This is a genomic window from Bacteroides eggerthii, from assembly GCF_025146565.1.
Taxonomy (GTDB): Bacteria; Bacteroidota; Bacteroidia; order Bacteroidales; family Bacteroidaceae; genus Bacteroides; species Bacteroides eggerthii.
The window spans coordinates 2,097,384-2,114,257 of record NZ_CP102258.1; the positions used below are offsets into that span (position 1 = coordinate 2,097,384).

General features: G+C 42.9%; 18 protein-coding genes. 12 read left to right on the forward strand and 6 right to left on the reverse strand.

Annotated elements, in window-relative coordinates; translation table 11 throughout:
* Positions 1-10: 10 nt before the first annotated feature.
* The 7 genes from NQ546_RS08540 (at position 11) to NQ546_RS08570 (ending at position 9,151) form a co-directional block, all read left to right on the forward strand.
* Positions 11-1,459: a RagB/SusD family nutrient uptake outer membrane protein gene (locus tag NQ546_RS08540; RefSeq protein ID WP_004289711.1), complete on the forward strand. Its 1,449-nt coding sequence runs from the start codon at positions 11-13 to the stop codon at positions 1,457-1,459.
* Positions 1,460-1,482: 23 nt separating this feature from the next.
* A complete protein-coding gene (locus NQ546_RS08545; protein WP_167319252.1) occupies positions 1,483-2,106 on the forward strand; it encodes a fasciclin domain-containing protein in 624 nt (207 codons plus the stop codon).
* Between the two features lie 16 nt (positions 2,107-2,122).
* Positions 2,123-4,180 carry a formylglycine-generating enzyme family protein gene (locus NQ546_RS08550; RefSeq protein WP_004289713.1) on the forward strand — a complete coding sequence of 686 codons (2,058 nt, stop codon included), beginning with the start codon at positions 2,123-2,125 and terminating at the stop codon, positions 4,178-4,180.
* 42 nt (positions 4,181-4,222) lie between these two features.
* Entirely contained in the window at positions 4,223-5,758 is a 1,536-nt protein-coding gene (locus NQ546_RS08555) for a DNRLRE domain-containing protein (protein WP_167319253.1), read from the forward strand.
* A gap of 39 nt (positions 5,759-5,797) precedes the next feature.
* The gene (locus tag NQ546_RS08560) at positions 5,798-6,895 is read left to right on the forward strand and encodes a glycoside hydrolase family 88/105 protein (RefSeq protein WP_004289715.1); all 1,098 of its coding nucleotides are present in this window, start codon (positions 5,798-5,800) and stop codon (positions 6,893-6,895) included.
* A gap of 209 nt (positions 6,896-7,104) precedes the next feature.
* Positions 7,105-8,370 carry a putative DNA modification/repair radical SAM protein gene (locus NQ546_RS08565; RefSeq protein WP_039953144.1) on the forward strand — a complete coding sequence of 422 codons (1,266 nt, stop codon included), beginning with the start codon at positions 7,105-7,107 and terminating at the stop codon, positions 8,368-8,370.
* A 7-nt stretch (positions 8,371-8,377) separates the two neighbouring features.
* Positions 8,378-9,151 (forward strand): TIGR03915 family putative DNA repair protein, encoded by a 774-nt coding sequence (locus tag NQ546_RS08570; protein WP_004289718.1) that lies wholly within the window; start codon positions 8,378-8,380, stop codon positions 9,149-9,151.
* A gap of 57 nt (positions 9,152-9,208) precedes the next feature.
* On the opposite strand, the gene NQ546_RS08575 is transcribed toward NQ546_RS08570, so the two are convergent.
* Genes NQ546_RS08575 through NQ546_RS08590 form a run of 4 tightly spaced genes read right to left on the reverse strand, consistent with a single transcriptional unit; the run spans position 9,209 to position 13,274 of the window.
* A complete protein-coding gene (locus NQ546_RS08575) occupies positions 9,209-10,189 on the reverse strand; it encodes a lytic transglycosylase domain-containing protein (RefSeq protein WP_039953146.1) in 981 nt (326 codons plus the stop codon).
* 40 nt (positions 10,190-10,229) lie between these two features.
* Entirely contained in the window at positions 10,230-10,955 is a 726-nt protein-coding gene (locus tag NQ546_RS08580; RefSeq protein WP_004289720.1) for an SDR family NAD(P)-dependent oxidoreductase, read from the reverse strand.
* A 9-nt stretch (positions 10,956-10,964) separates the two neighbouring features.
* Positions 10,965-11,375, reverse strand: coding sequence for a secondary thiamine-phosphate synthase enzyme YjbQ (locus NQ546_RS08585; protein ID WP_004289721.1), 411 nt, complete (start codon positions 11,373-11,375; stop codon positions 10,965-10,967).
* A 9-nt stretch (positions 11,376-11,384) separates the two neighbouring features.
* Positions 11,385-13,274: a PAS domain-containing sensor histidine kinase gene (locus NQ546_RS08590; protein ID WP_004289722.1), complete on the reverse strand. Its 1,890-nt coding sequence runs from the start codon at positions 13,272-13,274 to the stop codon at positions 11,385-11,387.
* A gap of 204 nt (positions 13,275-13,478) precedes the next feature.
* On the opposite strand from NQ546_RS08590, the gene NQ546_RS08595 reads away from it, so the two are divergent.
* On the forward strand, positions 13,479-13,943 hold the full coding sequence (locus NQ546_RS08595; protein ID WP_004289723.1) for a MaoC family dehydratase: 465 nt from the start codon (positions 13,479-13,481) through the stop codon (positions 13,941-13,943).
* 2 nt (positions 13,944-13,945) lie between these two features.
* Entirely contained in the window at positions 13,946-14,152 is a 207-nt protein-coding gene (locus NQ546_RS08600) for a hypothetical protein (protein WP_081446759.1), read from the forward strand.
* Here NQ546_RS08600 and NQ546_RS08605 read toward each other — a convergent pair.
* The gene (locus NQ546_RS08605; RefSeq protein WP_004289724.1) at positions 14,098-14,472 is read right to left on the reverse strand and encodes a nitrous oxide-stimulated promoter family protein; all 375 of its coding nucleotides are present in this window, start codon (positions 14,470-14,472) and stop codon (positions 14,098-14,100) included. The genes NQ546_RS08600 and NQ546_RS08605 overlap by 55 nt on opposite strands.
* Positions 14,465-14,920 carry a GNAT family N-acetyltransferase gene (locus NQ546_RS08610; RefSeq protein WP_004289725.1) on the reverse strand — a complete coding sequence of 152 codons (456 nt, stop codon included), beginning with the start codon at positions 14,918-14,920 and terminating at the stop codon, positions 14,465-14,467. The genes NQ546_RS08605 and NQ546_RS08610 overlap by 8 nt, the downstream gene beginning before the upstream one ends.
* Positions 14,921-15,088: 168 nt before the next feature.
* Between NQ546_RS08610 and NQ546_RS08615 the strand changes: the two genes are divergently transcribed.
* From NQ546_RS08615 to nfo, 3 genes are all read left to right on the forward strand, one after another.
* Positions 15,089-15,571, forward strand: coding sequence for a PepSY-like domain-containing protein (locus NQ546_RS08615; protein WP_004289726.1), 483 nt, complete (start codon positions 15,089-15,091; stop codon positions 15,569-15,571).
* A 127-nt stretch (positions 15,572-15,698) separates the two neighbouring features.
* Positions 15,699-16,010, forward strand: coding sequence for an MGMT family protein (locus NQ546_RS08620; RefSeq protein WP_004289727.1), 312 nt, complete (start codon positions 15,699-15,701; stop codon positions 16,008-16,010).
* Positions 16,011-16,032: 22 nt separating this feature from the next.
* Entirely contained in the window at positions 16,033-16,866 is an 834-nt protein-coding gene (gene nfo, locus NQ546_RS08625) for a deoxyribonuclease IV (RefSeq protein WP_004294172.1), read from the forward strand.
* The last annotated feature ends 8 nt before the right edge of the window (positions 16,867-16,874 follow it).

Below are 16,874 nucleotides of genomic sequence, written 5' to 3' on the forward strand. Positions count from 1 at the left end.
CAGTATAAGTATGAAAAGATATATAAAATCAAGGATTATATTAATAATAATGTCTTGTTCGTTATTGTTAAATTCATGTGAAAGTCTCATAGATGTTGGTCCTGACAGTAATTTTACTTTTGATAATTTTTGGAATAGTAAAGAAGAAGCAGAAGCAGCTGTATTAGGCATATACAATCAGATGCAAGTTGCCTTAAAAGCTAATTATGCCTATTGGGGAGATGCTCGTGGAGGATTACTAACCCGTGATAATAGTTCGGACCAAGCTGAAAGATTGACTACTAATCTTTTAAATTCAGGTATGAGTTCGGCAAGTTGGGATCCTCTTTATATATGGATTGGGTATGCTAATTATTGTATAAAGAATATACCGAAGGTTGTCGATAAGACGTTTACTGATGCTCAGCGTTCAGCCTTGTTGAGTGAGGCTTACTGGGCGAGAGCTTTAGCATATTTTTATGTTGCACGTATTTGGGAAAGTGCACCTTTAGTGACGGAACCAACTACTAGTACAGAAGATGAAATGTTTGTGAAACAGGTTTCTTCGGAAAAACTATTAGAACAAGTACTTTCCGATTTGGATATGGCACGTATTGGTATTGTAAAAGATTATGCTAAAGATAATAGGAAAAACAGAGGAAGGGCCACTCTTTCTGCTTTTTATGCGTTACGAGTGGATGTATTAATGTGGATGCATGAATATGAAGAAGCTGTAATTTATGCGGATAGTTTAAAAAATGCCATGGGAAATATATCCTATGATTATGTAGCTCCGGCAGATTGGGGTAAAATGTTTAAATCTGCAACTAATGAAGCTGGTGCTGGTAATTCGAAGGAATCTATTTTTGAATTGCAATTTTCACAAGAAGAGTTTAGTACCAGTGGCTTCAATGGTAGATGGACTGGTTACTGTGATTTTAGACCTAATTTGACTTGCTTGGAGCTTTTTGCAAATCGACAGAATGAAGGAGATATAAGAGTTGCCGAAACTATAAAAGACGTAAAAAGCGAAACAACGGAAATATGGAAATATACAGGTAAAAATTTTCCATCGGGAGGAATACATGATAATAACTTAATAATATACCGTTGGCCTGATATTCAACTTTTAAAAGCTGAAGCATTAAATAGATTAGGTAAAAGAATAGAAGCTATTGAAATCGTGGAAACTTTGAGAGCAAAAAGGTTTGGAAGAATAACGCCTCTGACTAATATAAACAAAAATAGTATGGATGAAGTGGAATTGGCCATATTAGAGGAAAGAGCAATTGAATTTCTGGCAGAAGGAAAGCGCTGGTTTGATGTTGTGAGGACGGGCAGAGTGGATGAACTTGTTAATCCAACTTTGACAACAAAGATAACTGATCCTTATAATTATTATTGGCCGGTAGGCACATCTGTTATGAGAGTGAATCCCAATCTTGTACAGAATCCTTATTATCAGAGTACTGGAGAATAATTAAATATAAAAAACTTATGATTATGAACAAATTATATAAGATAATAGGAGTTTCCTTTATAACATGTTTATGCTTGTTATTTAATGGTTGTGAGCTCCAAACGTCTGCAGAGTGGGACGATTCGGTTTATACGAGGTTAGATAAAACAAAGAACGCTTATGAATGGATTCTTTCTGTTGAGAATGATAAGCCTGGAACTTTTAAAGATTTAATATCTATATTGGATAAAACAGAACTGGATACTCTTTACAGTAATCCTGTAACACGAACTATTTTTGCTCCGAATGATGATGCTATTAAGGATTTCTTAAATGCAACTTCAAATAAAAATTATAAATGGAAGACAATAGAAGATGTTCCTGTTTCTATTTTGGAAAAGATGTTGAAAACTCATGTTATTTATGGGGAAAAGTATTTATCTACAAGCCCTGAGGTTACGGAAGATAATAAGGATCTTATTGTAAAAACGATGAATCATACCGCTTTGTCTATCTATCGTTTGGCAGATTTCAGATTTCGTTATGTTGGTGAGTTTACAGTGACAGTTAGAAATTCTAATTTTGAGCCTACGAATGGTGCATTACATATCATAGATGTTTTGGCTGTTAAGGATGCTATGAGATTTGATGATAACTTTATGAACTAACAAAAGAACAGAAAGTATGAAAAAGATATTTATATTGTTTGCTGTTGGCATGTTTCTGCATGTGTTCAGTTCTTGTCAGGACGAGAAGAATGTAGAAGATTTGATTGTTACGGCAAAGCTTTCAGAAATAGAACATTCGAGTGCTATTGGTGGTGGTTTTGTTACAACAGGAGGAGATGTTTTCGAAATGGGTGTTTGTTTTAGTAAAGACAACTCTTTGCCTACAATTATAAACGATACGGTTAGAGCACGTAATACGAAAAAAGGGGCATTTGCTTGTCAAATTGTAAATTTAGCTCCTAATACGGAATATAATGTTCGTGCCTATATAAAGGTTGTCTCAGGTTTCAAGTATGGAGATGTTGTAACGTTTGTAACAGCTCGTGAACCTGGAGTTCCTGAAATAGGAGTGATAACTTTAAAAGAATTTAGTGAAAATAGCGCAGTGCTATCTTGCCCTATCACATTTAATGGAGGATTGAAAGGGGAAGATATTGTGAAAGGAGTGGTTTATACGACAAATAGGCAGGCATTGCCGGAAAGAGATATTGACTTAGCTTCAGAAAATGTTGATGACAAGTTGTATTATGTTCATACTACAGAAAAAATGAATCCTAAAGATTCAGTATTTACTGTATCTATACAATCGCTATTGCCTAAAACAACCTATTATTGTAAAGCTTTCATTAAAAATGATTTTGGAACCGGATTTAGTGAAGAATTTTCATTTGAAACACAAGAAAAACTGACGCCACTGGTTTCAATTACTCAATTTGACGAAAAAGAAATGGTTTCTTATACATCAGTTAAGGGATATGGAAATTTGGCTTATGAAGGTGCATCTGATGTTATTGAAAAGGGCTTTTGTGCAGGAACTTCGGATAAGGCGAACGAAGCAAAGTTACGTGTTGTGGCAGATAATACAGATTTAGGTGATTATGATTTAGTTTTAGAAGGGCTTCAGCCAAATACTATTTATTATATGTGGAGTTATGCGAAAAACGGTAACGGAATTGCTTACTCTGAAGAACCTGTTTCTTTCAAAACACTACCAATATCAGAACCCGTCATTGAGTCTGCACCTTATGCAATGGATATGACAATGTTGCAAGGTTCGTCTAATTCGGTGAATGTATCAGCTAATATAATACGTACGGGAGGTTCTAATATTACAGAGAAAGGATTCTGCTATGCAGATGTACCTGAACCGACAATTTCCTCCCAGAAGATTATTATTTCCGGAACTGCTTTAGGCGAAATATCTACAACAATAACAAATTTATCGTCAGGTAAAGTCTATTATGTTCGTCCATATGCGGTAAACGCTGTAACTGGTGTAGGGTATGGTGAAGCTATAACTTTCAAGATTCCGGATTTGTCAGAGTTGGTTTATATTCCGGGAGCGACATACAGTCCTAAATGTCTTAAAGTGACCGATACATCTTTGTCTGATTTTTATGTTGCAAAATTTGAAGTAACTACGGATGAATTTGCTGAGTTCTTAACTGCTTATGGTGCAACGGGAGATAATTTTAATACTCATATTAATAGCGATTTCCCCAATAAACCACTCATTGTTTATAATCCCGATACTAATCCAGTTCAGGCATCGTTTCAATATCATGCAGTTTCGAATACTTGGAGTGCTGCAGAGGGAAGATCGGGAAAGGCTGCCGGATTTATATCATGGTATGGGGCTTATGAATATGCAAAATGGAGAGGAGGAATGATTCCACCGGCAGCATATTGGGAATATGCTGCCATTGGTGGGGGAAGTTCATCCGGATTTAAATATAGTGGAAGCAACAATGTCCTTGAAGTTGGTTGGACTGACGGGGCTGCTCTTGAAGCTCCGGGGTTGAAAAAAGAAAATGAGTTAGGAATATTTGATATGACAGGAAATACTTGGGAATGGATTAATGAAACGCGTGATGATGTCACGGGGTACAGAAAGGGAGGTAGTATAAATGAAAAATCCAATAGTAAGCATTTATTGGTGACAAATACTGTATCAACAATGAATAGGGTTAGTCCTAATTGGAATATGGGATTTAGATATTTTAGAATTAAATAGTGACATATGAGGATGTTTTCTAATGAAAGCATCCTCGTAAATATGAATGATATGTATAAAAGGATATGTTTGTTGATAGGGATTTATTTTATATTTAATATACCACTATCTGCTAAGTCATTTATTATTTCTGATAAAAATCGGATAGAAGATGCCCCTTTGTTAGATGGGGAATTTAGTGAGTTGAACTTTGGAGGAGCATATCTTCTGGAGGTTGGTAAAATGGTGGGAATATACGTGGAACATACGGCAAAGTCGTTGCTTAGGTTTGATATGCAGGATGTGAAATTTAATCAGATACGTTCTGCTAAGGTACGCTTGTATAAACCAAATTGTTTTATTCAATTATTTCCAGTAGAAGTGGGTCTTTATAAAGTTGAGGGAAAAGAAAATTGGGAAGAAGGCATGGGGATTTGTGAGCTATCAGCAAAAGGATGTTCATGGGGTAAATGGAAAGATAAGACATATACGCTTATAAAGAAGCAAACAGTATCAAAAGATGAAGGGGGCTGGGTCGAATTCGAAATTCCCTCTGATTTGGTACAGGATTGGTTGGAACACCCGGAATCAAATAAGGGCATGTGCATTGAAGCGATACCACAAAAAAATCAGTGGGGAGAGCATTTATATTTTTATGCCAGTGAGCATTATTCGGGTAAGGGGCCACAGTTGGTTGTTGAGGGAACGGGTGAAAGGAAGTTAGTCAAAACTAAGACTAATCCACAAAATAAAAAGAAGGAACATGGTTATTTAGCTATAAAAGAGAATGCCTTTAATAAATGGTTAAGAGCATCTAAGCGCTTGGCTAACTTTACTTTTTTAGCTGAAATGGATAGAGATCAAGCCAAATTATTTTATTATTATGATGTCATTTTTCGTAGAGACTTTTTACTGAATCGTTATCAAATACCTTTAGGACAAACTTTTGCTAATATTGATGAGGCTGTGGCTAAAAATGACGAGGCAAGAACGCGTACGTTGATGAAAGATGTACGTAAATATCTTTTGGTTTGGGAGTATTTAAGAGAGACAGACTGGTATACATCAGGGCCTTTAGCAGAAATATTATCTCCCTGGCAGTTATCTGCATTGTTTGGTAAAGGTGTTTTCGGACGTATGGAAGAATCGGCGTTAGAAGAGAATAAAAAGATATGGGTAAGTTATGATAAAAAGGGTATGTTAGAGAATATGGATAAAACCATGCGTCAAACAAAAGAGAAGCTAAGATTACCCCCACAAGTTGTTGATATCTTTCGCCAATATTTAGAACCTATTGAAAACATGGAGCATAAAAACTTAATGGATTTTAAAAATGATTTGGTGGAAGTACAGAGAGCTTATGCAGGTAGACTTAATGATATTACAACTTTCAACAATGTAAAACAGATGCATTTACATCATGAAGTTTTCCTTTATTATCAGTCTATATATAATACTCCGAGGTGGTTTTATTTTATGGATAATGCTCCTATTATACCTTATGCAAAATGGATAGTCAATACTCGTAGGCGAATGTACAATGTGGAGGCTAATCAAAAACAATTGAATGAGATTCGGAAGTATTTGCCTATAAAATAAAAAATGATTATTTTAATAATATTGTAATTTACTAATTGTATGAAGAAACAGCTTATATTTTCAATGCTTTTCATAGGAAGTTCTTTATGTGCGGCAAATCCTTTCTCGGGTAGTATGAAGAAAGGTGATGTAGAAAAAGTTTGTAATGCAGTTGCCAAATGGCAGATTGTTAACCATGAACAGGTGAAGCATAATCAGCTCGACTGGACTAACGGTACTTTATATCGTGGGATGACAGAATGGGGTAAAACATCTGGTAATCAGGATTGCTATAATTTTGTCAATGAAATAGGGGAGAAGCATAATTGGAATGTGTGGGATCGTGTTTATCATGCCGATGATATTTGTGTGGGGCAGGCTTTCATTGAAATGTATCGCAAGATGGGAGACAGGCGCATGTTGCAACCCACGCTTGAACGTGCATTTTATGTAGCCAGTCATCCTTCCAAGGCTCCTTTGCTAAAAATCGATGCAATTGGCAAGGATGAACGCTGGTCATGGTCGGATGCTTTATTTATGGCTCCTCCAGTGTATGCTGCATTATATCAGATAACGGGCGAAAAGATTTATTTGGATTATATGGATAGCGAATACAAAGCATGCGTGGATTCGCTTTATGATAAGGAGGAACATTTGTTTTATCGTGATTGCAAGCGCATTCCTTTGAGAGAAAAGAATGGTAAAAAACAGTTTTGGGGAAGAGGTAACGGATGGGTATTTGGAGGACTTCCTTTGATTATTGATAATTTGCCAATAGGATGTGCCAGCCGTAACTATTACATCAGTCTGTTTGTTGAAATGGCAGAATCAGTGAAAGCTACTCAATGTAAAGGAGGTGATTGGCGTACGAGCCTTTTAGATCCGGATTCTTATGATATGCCTGAAAATAGTTGTTCTGCTTTCATGTGCTATGGGATAGCCTGGGGAATAAGGAATGGTTATTTGCCGAAGAAAACTTATGGTAAGGTTTTAGAAAAAGGTTGGAGATCACTTGTAAGCGCAGTGCATGCCGATGGTAAATTGGGGTATATCCAACCGGTAGGTGCAGCTCCCAAAGCTGCGGGATATGATGCGACCGATGTATATGGTGTAGGAGCATTCTTGCTCGTAGGAAGTGAAATAATAAAGGGATTGTAGTTGATAAATTCTCTCTCTAACAAAGTCCTGAACTTTTTTATTGAATGTTGGGACGTTTCATCTTTTATAGAGTGGACAGACTTTATTGGTAAAGTGCAAAGATAAATTCGGAGCGAATGTTAATGCTTTGCCGAACATTATTTAAGATATAAATGCCCGGATTTCATGCGTGAAATCCAGGCATTTTGCTTACTTTTGTCTCGGGTATTATGGATGAAAACGTATTAAATAAGTTGAAGATACTTGTAGAATCGGCAAAGTATGACGTCTCCTGTTCTTCCAGTGGTACTGTGCGCTCCAATAAAAAGGGCATGGTGGGGAATACTGTGGGCGGCTGGGGCATCTGCCATAGCTTTGCCGAGGACGGGCGCTGCATTTCGCTGCTGAAGGTGATGCTGACGAACTACTGCATTTACGATTGTGCCTACTGCATTAACCGCCGTTCTAATGACTTGCCCCGAGCCACTCTTTCCGTGAGCGAACTGGTGGATCTTACTATGGAGTTCTACCGCCGCAACTATATCGAAGGTTTGTTTCTTAGCAGCGGCGTGGTGCGTAATCCCGATTATACTATGGAACGCTTGGTGCGCGTCGCCAAAGACCTGCGCACGGTGCACCGTTTCAATGGTTATATCCACCTGAAAAGTATTCCCGGCGCCAGCTGCGAACTCGTGATGGAAGCTGGGCTTTATACCGACCGTCTCAGCGTCAACGTGGAAATCCCGAAAGAAGAGAGCTTGAAACGTCTCGCCCCGGAGAAAGACCACCAGAGTGTATTCGCCCCGATGCGCTACATACAACAAGGTGTACTGGAGAGTGCGGAAGAATGCAAGAAGTATCGCTATGCTCCCCGTTTTGCTCCGGCAGGACAAAGCACGCAGATGATTGTAGGCGCTACCACCGATACGGATAAGGATATACTTTATCTATCGTCTTCCTTGTATAAAGAGCCTACCATGCGGCGTGTCTATTACTCTGGTTATATCTCGGTGAACACTTACGATAAGCGGCTGCCTGTTTTGAAACAGCCACCTCTGGTTCGCGAAAACCGGCTCTATCAAGCTGATTGGCTGTTGCGTTTCTACCAGTTCAAGGTAGACGAGATAGTGGATGACGCTTATCCCGACCTCGACTTGGAGATAGACCCTAAGTTGTCGTGGGCGTTGCGCCACCCCGAACAGTTTCCTGTGGATATAAACAAGGCGGATTATGAAATGATACTCCGCGTGCCCGGTATCGGGGTGAAGTCCGCTCGGCTGATTGTGGCGTCTCGTCGCTTCTCTAAGTTGGGTTTCTATGAGTTGAAGAAGATAGGGGTGGTGATGAAAAAAGCGCAGTATTTCATCACTTGCAGTGAACTGCCCATACGTACGGTGAACGAAATGACGCCACAAAGAGTGCGCAGCCTTTTAATACAAAAAACTAAAAAACAAGTGGACGAACGGCAGTTATTGCTTGATTTCCAAGAAGAATGACTGTTGCATGAATGTCTTTCTATACGATAATACCTTTGAGGGATTGCTGACTTCCGTTTTTGAAGCCTATTCCCGCCGCACATTTCCAGATGCTTTGATAGTAGAGGGAGAGCCGCTTCCGTTGTTTCACGACGAGGTGTTTACGGTGATTTCCGATGAGAAGAAAGCCCGGCGCGTCTGGCGTGGATTGCAAAAGAAACTCTCACAGTCCGCTTTGGCTTGTCTGGCTCAATGTTGGCTGGCGGAAGAACCGGAAACCGCTCCGCTCTTGTTCCGCTATATCCGCAAGGCGATAGATGCGCCCCGTTCCATTGAAACGAACTTTGCCGATGCCGATGTCTTGGAGTTTTCGCGCATGTGGAAGCGGGTGGACTGGGAACGGATGCGCATGATGCAATTCATCCGCTTCCAAAAGGCGGCAGACGGGACTTACTTTGCCGCCGTAGAGCCGGAGAAAAATGCGCTCCCTTTAGTGACAGAGCACTTTAAAGACCGCTTTGCCGACCAGCGCTGGCTGATTTATGACATCAAGCGGGCATACGGGTATTACTACGATTTGAGGGAAGTATGGCAAGTGACATTCGGCGAAGATAGTCGTGAGGGGCACCTTGTCACGGGGATGCTTGATGAGAGCCTTATGGATAAGGATGAAAAACTTTTCCAGCAACTCTGGAAAACCTATTTCAAGGCTATTTGTATCAAGGAGAGGATGAATCCGCGCAAGCACAGGCAGGATATGCCCGTGCGCTATTGGAAGTATCTGACGGAGAAGCAGCAATAAATCTTCATATTCTATCCGTTCCACGATTATTTCCGGGAACTCCTGCATCATCATTTTTTAATTGATTACCCAGTTCTTATTATAAGGTACGGTCTTTTTCGGATCGTAGTGCATTCCGGCTTGGGTTGGTATCTTCAGTATGTAGGTGCGTCCGCTCTTATTCATCAATGAAGTGTCGCGCAGCCAGGGGTTGGCATCTTTCAGTTGGGCATAAGTGATGCCCTTGTTCTTGGCGAATTGTGCCAGATTGTCGATGCCTGTGGTAACTGTTACTTCCGTATAGGGGATGGCCGGGTAGAGGTGTTCCCGTTTCAGCAGGAAGCCGTATCGTTGGGGATTGCTGATGACGGCCTTGGCTGCCAGCAGACGGAACATGTAGCGGGAGGTTTCTTCTACCAGCCACAAGTCGGCGGCCTGACTGACCATTTGCTTTTGCAATTGTGTGGAGATGCGTCCTTGTCCGGCATTGTAGGCAGCTGCCACGCAGAGCCAGTTGCCGTATTTGGCATATGCTTCTTTCAGATATTTACAGGCAGCTCTTGTTTCTTTCTCCACGTGGTAGCGTTCGTCAATATTGCTGTTCACCTCCAGACCGAATTCGCGTCCCGTACCGGACATAAACTGCCACAGTCCGGCTGCGCCGGCGGGCGACTTGGCAAGAGGATTAAGGGCGCTTTCTATTACGGCAAGATATTTGAAATCATCCGGTATGCCGTTTGCTTTCAATATAGGCTCTATGACGGGAAAGTAGCGGTTTGCCCGTTTTATGGTGAGCATTGTGGTGGAGTGCATATAGGTGAACGACATCAGCTCGCGGTCCATGCGTTCGCGGTGGTCGTAACGCAGAAGGTCTACGTCCTGTCCGGCAAAAGAGATTTGGGAGGGTACGGTGGGAGAGGTGACGCAATAGGGCACTTCTGATTTTACTGATTGCTGCTCCGTATTCAGCACGCTGCTTCCGAGGAGGAAAGGTAGTGAAACGCCTGTACACAAGGCGACAGTGGCTGTGAGTATTATATATCTGGTATTTCTTCTCATAATTCGGGTGTTTTAGGTTTCTTGGCGTGAAGATACGAAATCAATTCTTTATAGGCAACCGTTCCCACAACCAACGCGGAATCATCCGCCAAAAGAATACCAACAGACGATAGCGCCTGTCGATTATGACTGTTCTTTTTTTCCGTTCCAATGACCGGACGATGCATAGCGCCACTTTGTCGGCACGCATCAGCATTGGGTACTTGCCGTTTCGCAGCAGATCTGTTGCCACAAATCCCGGGCGGATGTCGGTGAAACGGATATTGAGTCTTTGCATCCGGGACAGTTGCGCCAATGCGTCGATGTAGGTGTTCTGAAACCGCTTGGTGGCAGAATAGGCAGGGGCTACTCCCAATCCCTTAGTACCTGCTATGGAACTGATGACGGCAATATGTCCGCCACCTGTTTTCTTGAAATGGTGGAAAGCGGCTGTAACCATTCGTATAAACCCTTCAACGTTGGTACGTGCGGTGTTGAGTTCGATTTCCGGTTCTAAACTCCTGTTCTGGAAGCCCACGCCGGAGCTGAGTAAAAACAAGTCCATACCGCCCAAGCGGTCTATCAATTCGTTGAGGCGTAAGGCGGCATCATTCTTTGTCACGTCAAGACACTGTATCTCAATTTGACCGGGAACGGCCTGCTGCATATGCAGCAAAACGTCTTCACGTCTGCCTGCAATGCCTATGCGCCAGCCCTGCTGTACAAGTATACGGGCCACTTCCTGACCGATGCCTGAGGTGGCTCCTATGATAATGGCTTTCTTCATGGGCAGGAGTTATCCGATGACAGTTGCTACAATTCTTCTTCCACCGCCGCGATTACGGAATTCGCACAGATAGATTCCCTGCCATATACCCATATTCATCCGTCCGTTGGTGATGGGAATGGTGAGACCGGTTCCGGCAATGGTGGACTTGGCGTGTGCCGGCATATCATCATCACCTTCGCAGGTATGTTGGTAATAGGGCTCACGTTCTCTGACAAGACGGTTGAAAATGGCTTCCATGTCAGTTTGTACATCCGGGTCGGCGTTCTCATTTATGGTGAGGGCTGCGCTTGTATGTTTGATGAACAGGTGCAATATGCCGGTTTGCGGTAGTGGCGGCAGGTTGCGCGTAATTTCTTCGGTAATCAAGTGAAAGCCGCGTCGATGCGGGGTGAGGGTAAACTCTTTCTGGTCTATCATATCTATTTCTTATTCTGTATGTTTTGATTCCACCAACTGTATCCGGCAGGGAAACGTTACGGTGAACGTGCTGCCTTCGCCCAAGACGGATGCCACTTCGATTGTTCCGTTCATCTGTTCTATAATGGATTTACAGATTGACAAACCCAATCCGGCGCCTTGTATATAGGAGTCTACTTTTTCGAACCGTTCAAATATCACGCCAAGTTTTTCTTGAGGTATTCCGCGTCCGGTGTCCGTAACGCTTATCTTTACTCCGGATTGCTCTGTCTCGTAGGAAACTTCAACGTATCCTTGTGTCGTATTCTTCAATGCGTTTGAGAGGAGGTTACTCAGTATCTGCTTGATGCGCATTGAGTCCTGTTCTATCAGGAAGGGAGATGCCGGGTAACGTTTTTTGAGTGTTACGCCTTCCGGAACATTGCTTCGATATTCGGTACAGCTCTCGTCAATCAGTTCCGAGAGGCTGAACCAGACGGGAGTCAGCTCCATGTGTCCGGCTTCTATCTTGGACAAGTCCAGTACCTCGTTGATGATATTCAGCAACAATTTGTTGTTGTGATTTATCAGAGAGATATAGTATTCGCGCTCTTTGGCGTCTTCCATATAGGGCAACAGGCCGGAGAAACCGATAATGGCATTCAGCGGTGTACGTATTTCGTGGCTCATATTGGCAATGAAAGCCGATTTCAGTCGGTCCGATTCTTCGGCCTTTTCTTTAGCCTGTATCAGCATGGCTTCCGTTTCTTTCAGCCGGGTGATGTCGTAGTTGATGCAAATCAGTTCGATACTGTTTTGCTCGGGGGCATATACTTTCACTAATAAGTTGACGTGTGTCCACGAGCAGCTGCCGTTTTCTCTGAGTACACGTACCTCCTTGTTGAATTTGTTTTCTGTTCCTTTTCGGGCGTTATTAAGAAAATCTAACATATAGTGACGGTCATCGGGATGGATGTGATTGTACACTCCGATGATGTCGGACAGAGGTGTCTCTTCTTTCTCACCGATGTTGATATACCAACTGTGTTGGGCGTCTCCTTTTTGGGTGAGGAGATTATAGTGGGCATATCCTACTTTGGCGTAGTTGCCTATCAGTTTAAAAAAACTTTCGAATTCCTGTATCTTGTTGTAAGCTATGGTGGCTTCGGTCTTGTCCGCGTTAATCAGCAGATAGTTGATAGGCGTGTGATGTTCGTCATAGAGCGTGGTTACTTTGGTTACCAGCTCCATGGTTCCTGTCTTCTTTTGCGAGTTATAATAGTTGCCTATTTTGGAAAAATCATAGCGGAAAGTGAAGTCTGCGTCTTCGAACTTCCTTAGTTTCTCTTTCATCTCATCCGGGAAAATGGGGTTATCAAAGATATTGATGCCCAGCAGGTCTTCTTTTTGTTGCAGATGAAACATTTCCAGTTCTTTGTCATTCAGGTCTGTCAGCACACCTTGCATGTTGTAGAGCTCGATGCCCACCGGCAAGTTTTTGTAGATGTTGTGCAAAAGCAGTTCCCGTTGTTGCAACAGTTGTGAGGCGGACGACATGTATGGGCCATCTTGCACTTCGGCTATGCCGTAAACCTTGCTGTTTCCCTTCCCCTCGTTTTTTTGCATGCAAATTTTGCTGCGCATCCATACGGGTCCCTTGGTGGTGTTGAGCAGATAGACAGCCTCGTTTGTCTGCTGTATGTTGTCGAAGGAATGAATGGTCGTGTGCGGCTGTTCTTCTTTCAGGATGCGTTTGTTGAAATTTTCAAAACTGATAAAACCGTCTTCCTTTAGCCCCAACAGTTTGGAGATATACTCAGAACAAACGTAACTTTCGCTTTGCAGGTCGGCTTCCCACCAACCCATATTGGCATTACGCATTATTTCTGATAGTAGATTGTAATCCGGTTTATCGTCCATACAGGAATATTTGTGGTAATTTATATTTTAATCAGACTTATGCATTTGCTTACAAAAATACAGATAATCTTCGATTAGAGAAAAGAAAAACGCGGAGAAATGAAAAGAAGCAGACTTATTTCTCTCTGTTTGTAATTTATTCGGAGATAAACGGTATCTTTGTTACCGTTAACAATGCTATTTACTCAATAAAATTAAAAATATATGAAAAAAGTTATTATCAATTCGTATGAGGACTTTGAAAAGTTGGTAGGTCAGCAAATCGGAGTTTCGGAGTATGTGGAACTAAGTCAGGAACGTATCAATCTCTTTGCGGATTCCACGTTGGATCATCAGTGGATTCACGTTGACACAGAACGTGCCAAAACCGAAAGTCCTTTTAAGAGTACCATTGCGCATGGTTACCTCACCCTTTCCATGCTGCCTCATCTGTGGAACCAGATTATTGAGGTGAACAATCTGAAAATGATGATTAACTATGGTATGGACAAGATGAAGTTCGGTCAGGCTGTGCTGTCCGGGCAGCGTATCCGTTTGGTGGCATCTCTGCATTCGCTGGCAAACCTGCGCGGTGTGGCGAAGGCTGAAATCAAATTTGCCATTGAAATAGAGGGCGAAAAGAAGAAAGCGCTCGAAGGTATCGCCATCTTCTTATATTACTTCAACTGATGATGCGTAAAATGATATGCCCCCAATGTAAAGTGGGGGCTTTTTTTGTTCTGAACAGCAGCGGAGAGCGCCTGCCGGTATACGTTTCCCGCGAGGGGGAGATTGTGCCCAAAGACCCCGCAGCATCTTTGGAAGGGTATGATTTGACGGAAGTCTATTGCTTGTGCTGTTCCTGGCATGGCAGCCCGAAGCGTTTGCTGAAATATTGATGCAGGTACTCTTTCCATAGATGACGGAGTGCCGCGGCAGGATGATAGAGCAGCATCCTTGGACCGGCATATCGCATCACTTCACGCATCCGTTCTTTCATTTCGGGCTTGTAGCAATGAATGGTGCAGAGTCTGCAAGTGTTCTTCTTTTCGCCGAACGGACAGCGGGACAGGCGCATGTGTGCATATTCCAGCAGTTCGCGGCATTGCGGGCATAGCTCCCTGTTGCCCTCTTTCTTGCGGCAGTAGAGGCGGATCATCTGCGCTACGGTGCGTTGCTCTTGGGCGATGCGTGATGGGTGGGGATTATTTTTATTCATTCATGCTGCGTTTTAGGTAAATCATATCTTTCAGTTGCTTGCCGGCTTCGTATATGGGATGGTCATAGTTGTCCGTAAAGAAGTCGGGGATGCGGTGCGAATATGTGAATCCGCAGCTTTCATAAAAAGGAACGGTCAGAGGACTGTCGCCCGTACCCACGAGCATGGTTCGGCATCTGCCTGCATACCGCTTGAAAAGATACTCCATCAGCATCCTGCCATATCCCTGCCGTTGGCATTGCGGGTGGGTGGCAATGTTCTTTATTTCGAAAACATCTTCCGCTTCACGAGTAACGACACAGGCGGCTTTTGTGTCGCCTGCATCTGTCAGGACGAACATTTCGCCACGTTCCAGATAACGGTCTATCATGGATTCCTGCTCGTCGGCCAGGAGTAGGAGGTCGAGGTATTGTTTCTTGTTATGGAGAACAGGGCATATATTTATCATATAGCTTTCATGGATTTATGTTGCAAAATTAATCTTTACAGGTATAATACCAAACAAAAAACGAAGTAATACTGTTGATTAGTCAGTGATAATTCGTGTAATAAGTATAATAGGTGTAATCCATGCTTGTTGTATCATTTGCGGTGAACCATTAATGCCTGAACGGTTATGAATAAATTGAAAACTTCTTTATTGATTCTGATGCTTTTGGCATCTATATCCGCCTCTGCCGGTTATGCTCCCGACAGCGTGCAAATAGCTCTTAAAAAGATGTATCCCACAGCCGCCGGCATAGCTTGGTCGCAGGACAAGGCATATTATGTGGCAGATTTTGTGATGAACGGGTTCGACACCAGGGTCTGGTTCACTCCGGATGCCGAATGGGTGATGAAACAGACGGACTGGGAAACGCTGGATGAAGTGCCTGCCGCAGTGTTCAATGCTTTTGCCGCCAGTGAGTTTTCGGACGGGGTGGTACAGAACGTTACATGGGTGCAGTTTCCCGAATGGCAGCCTATCGTAGCCATACAGGTGGGCAAGCCGAACATGCAGATGAAATATCAGATATTGTTTACTCCGAAAGGCGAAGTACTTCGCCAACAGAATATCACTAACGCCTATAACACGCTTGGAGCAAGCACTTTCCTATAAATAGAAAGGTGTGTCCTTGTTCTGACAAGCAAGCATTCCATGCTGCCATTCGGTGTGAAAAATAAGCGGACTTGTTTTTTATACTCTCCGTTTGCCTTATCTTTGCCGGAAAGAATGACTGTATCTTATGAATCACTCTGTTTTTCTGCAAGATGTTTACAGCGTTGTTGCCGCTATTCCTACGGGGTGCGTGGTGACTTACGGACAGATTGCCTATCTGGTAGGCAGGCCTCAGTGCTCGCGTATGGTGGGGCAGGCGATGCACAACGTGCCGGAAGATTTGCACCTGCCTTGCCATAGGGTGGTGAACAGTCAGGGCAGACTGGTACCGGGCTGGACGGAGCAAAGAGCGTTGCTGGAAAATGAAGGTGTCCGGTTCAAGGCAAACGGTTTTGTAGATATGAAAAAGTCTCAATGGGAATTTATGAAAGAACAATAAACAAATGAACAACAATCGAAATATGAAATTTATAGGCGCGCATGTATCTGCCGGCGGCGGTGTGGAGTTCGCTCCCGTCAATGCCCATGAAATAGGGGCGAACGCTTTTGCCCTGTTTACCAAGAACCAACGCCAGTGGGTGGCGAAGCCCCTGACGCAGGAAAGCATCTCTTTATTTAAGGAGAATTGCGGGAAATATGCTTTGGATGCACGTTACATTCTTCCCCATGACAGTTATCTGATAAACTTGGGGCATCCGGAAGAAGAAGGGCTGGAGAAAAGCCGTACAGCCTTTTTGGATGAAATGCAGCGTTGCGAAGAGTTGGATTTGAAGTTGCTGAATTTTCATCCGGGCAGTCATCTGAACAAGATTTCCGTTGAGGCTTGCTTGGATAGGATTGCCGAATCCATTAACATTGCGTTGGGTAAGACGCAGGGCGTTACGGCGGTCATTGAGAATACAGCCGGGCAAGGCAGCAATGTCGGCAATGAGTTCTGGCATTTAAAGTATATCATTGATCGGGTGGAAGATAAGTCCCGCGTAGGTGTCTGCCTTGATACTTGCCACACGTATACGGCAGGATATGATATTGTAAACGAGTACGACAAGGTATTCGAGGATTTTGATAAGACGGTGGGCTTCGGCTTTCTTCGCGCGATTCATTTGAATGATTCCAAAAAGGCGTTGGGCACTCGTGTGGACCGCCATGATAGCATCGGAAAGGGGCTTATCGGTATGGATTTCTTTAAACGCTTTATGAAAGATGAGCGGTTCAATGGCATGCCGATTGTACTCGAAACTCCCGATGAATCACTTTGGGCGGAAGAAATCAGGCTGTTGCGTAGCTTTGAGTGAAGTTGTTG

Bases quoted from the DNA above. Each gene is read 5' to 3' on its own strand.
- nfo (WP_004294172.1), top strand. From the start codon at position 16,033: ATGAAATTTATAGGCGCGCATGTATCTGCCGGCGGCGGTGTGGAGTTC.
- NQ546_RS08550 (WP_004289713.1), top strand. From the start codon at position 2,123: ATGAAAAAGATATTTATATTGTTTGCTGTTGGCATGTTTCTGCATGTG.
- NQ546_RS08560 (WP_004289715.1), top strand. From the start codon at position 5,798: ATGAAGAAACAGCTTATATTTTCAATGCTTTTCATAGGAAGTTCTTTA.
- NQ546_RS08565 (WP_039953144.1), top strand. From the start codon at position 7,105: ATGGATGAAAACGTATTAAATAAGTTGAAGATACTTGTAGAATCGGCA.
- NQ546_RS08615 (WP_004289726.1), top strand. From the start codon at position 15,089: ATGAATAAATTGAAAACTTCTTTATTGATTCTGATGCTTTTGGCATCT.
- NQ546_RS08545 (WP_167319252.1), top strand. From the start codon at position 1,483: ATGAACAAATTATATAAGATAATAGGAGTTTCCTTTATAACATGTTTA.
- NQ546_RS08575 (WP_039953146.1), bottom strand. From the start codon at position 10,189: ATGAGAAGAAATACCAGATATATAATACTCACAGCCACTGTCGCCTTG.
- NQ546_RS08555 (WP_167319253.1), top strand. From the start codon at position 4,223: ATGAATGATATGTATAAAAGGATATGTTTGTTGATAGGGATTTATTTT.
- NQ546_RS08540 (WP_004289711.1), top strand. From the start codon at position 11: ATGAAAAGATATATAAAATCAAGGATTATATTAATAATAATGTCTTGT.
- NQ546_RS08570 (WP_004289718.1), top strand. From the start codon at position 8,378: ATGAATGTCTTTCTATACGATAATACCTTTGAGGGATTGCTGACTTCC.
- NQ546_RS08580 (WP_004289720.1), bottom strand. From the start codon at position 10,955: ATGAAGAAAGCCATTATCATAGGAGCCACCTCAGGCATCGGTCAGGAA.
- NQ546_RS08605 (WP_004289724.1), bottom strand. From the start codon at position 14,472: ATGAATAAAAATAATCCCCACCCATCACGCATCGCCCAAGAGCAACGC.
- NQ546_RS08610 (WP_004289725.1), bottom strand. From the start codon at position 14,920: ATGATAAATATATGCCCTGTTCTCCATAACAAGAAACAATACCTCGAC.
- NQ546_RS08620 (WP_004289727.1), top strand. From the start codon at position 15,699: ATGAATCACTCTGTTTTTCTGCAAGATGTTTACAGCGTTGTTGCCGCT.
- NQ546_RS08600 (WP_081446759.1), top strand. From the start codon at position 13,946: ATGCGTAAAATGATATGCCCCCAATGTAAAGTGGGGGCTTTTTTTGTT.
- NQ546_RS08585 (WP_004289721.1), bottom strand. From the start codon at position 11,375: ATGATAGACCAGAAAGAGTTTACCCTCACCCCGCATCGACGCGGCTTT.
- NQ546_RS08590 (WP_004289722.1), bottom strand. From the start codon at position 13,274: ATGGACGATAAACCGGATTACAATCTACTATCAGAAATAATGCGTAAT.
- NQ546_RS08595 (WP_004289723.1), top strand. From the start codon at position 13,479: ATGAAAAAAGTTATTATCAATTCGTATGAGGACTTTGAAAAGTTGGTA.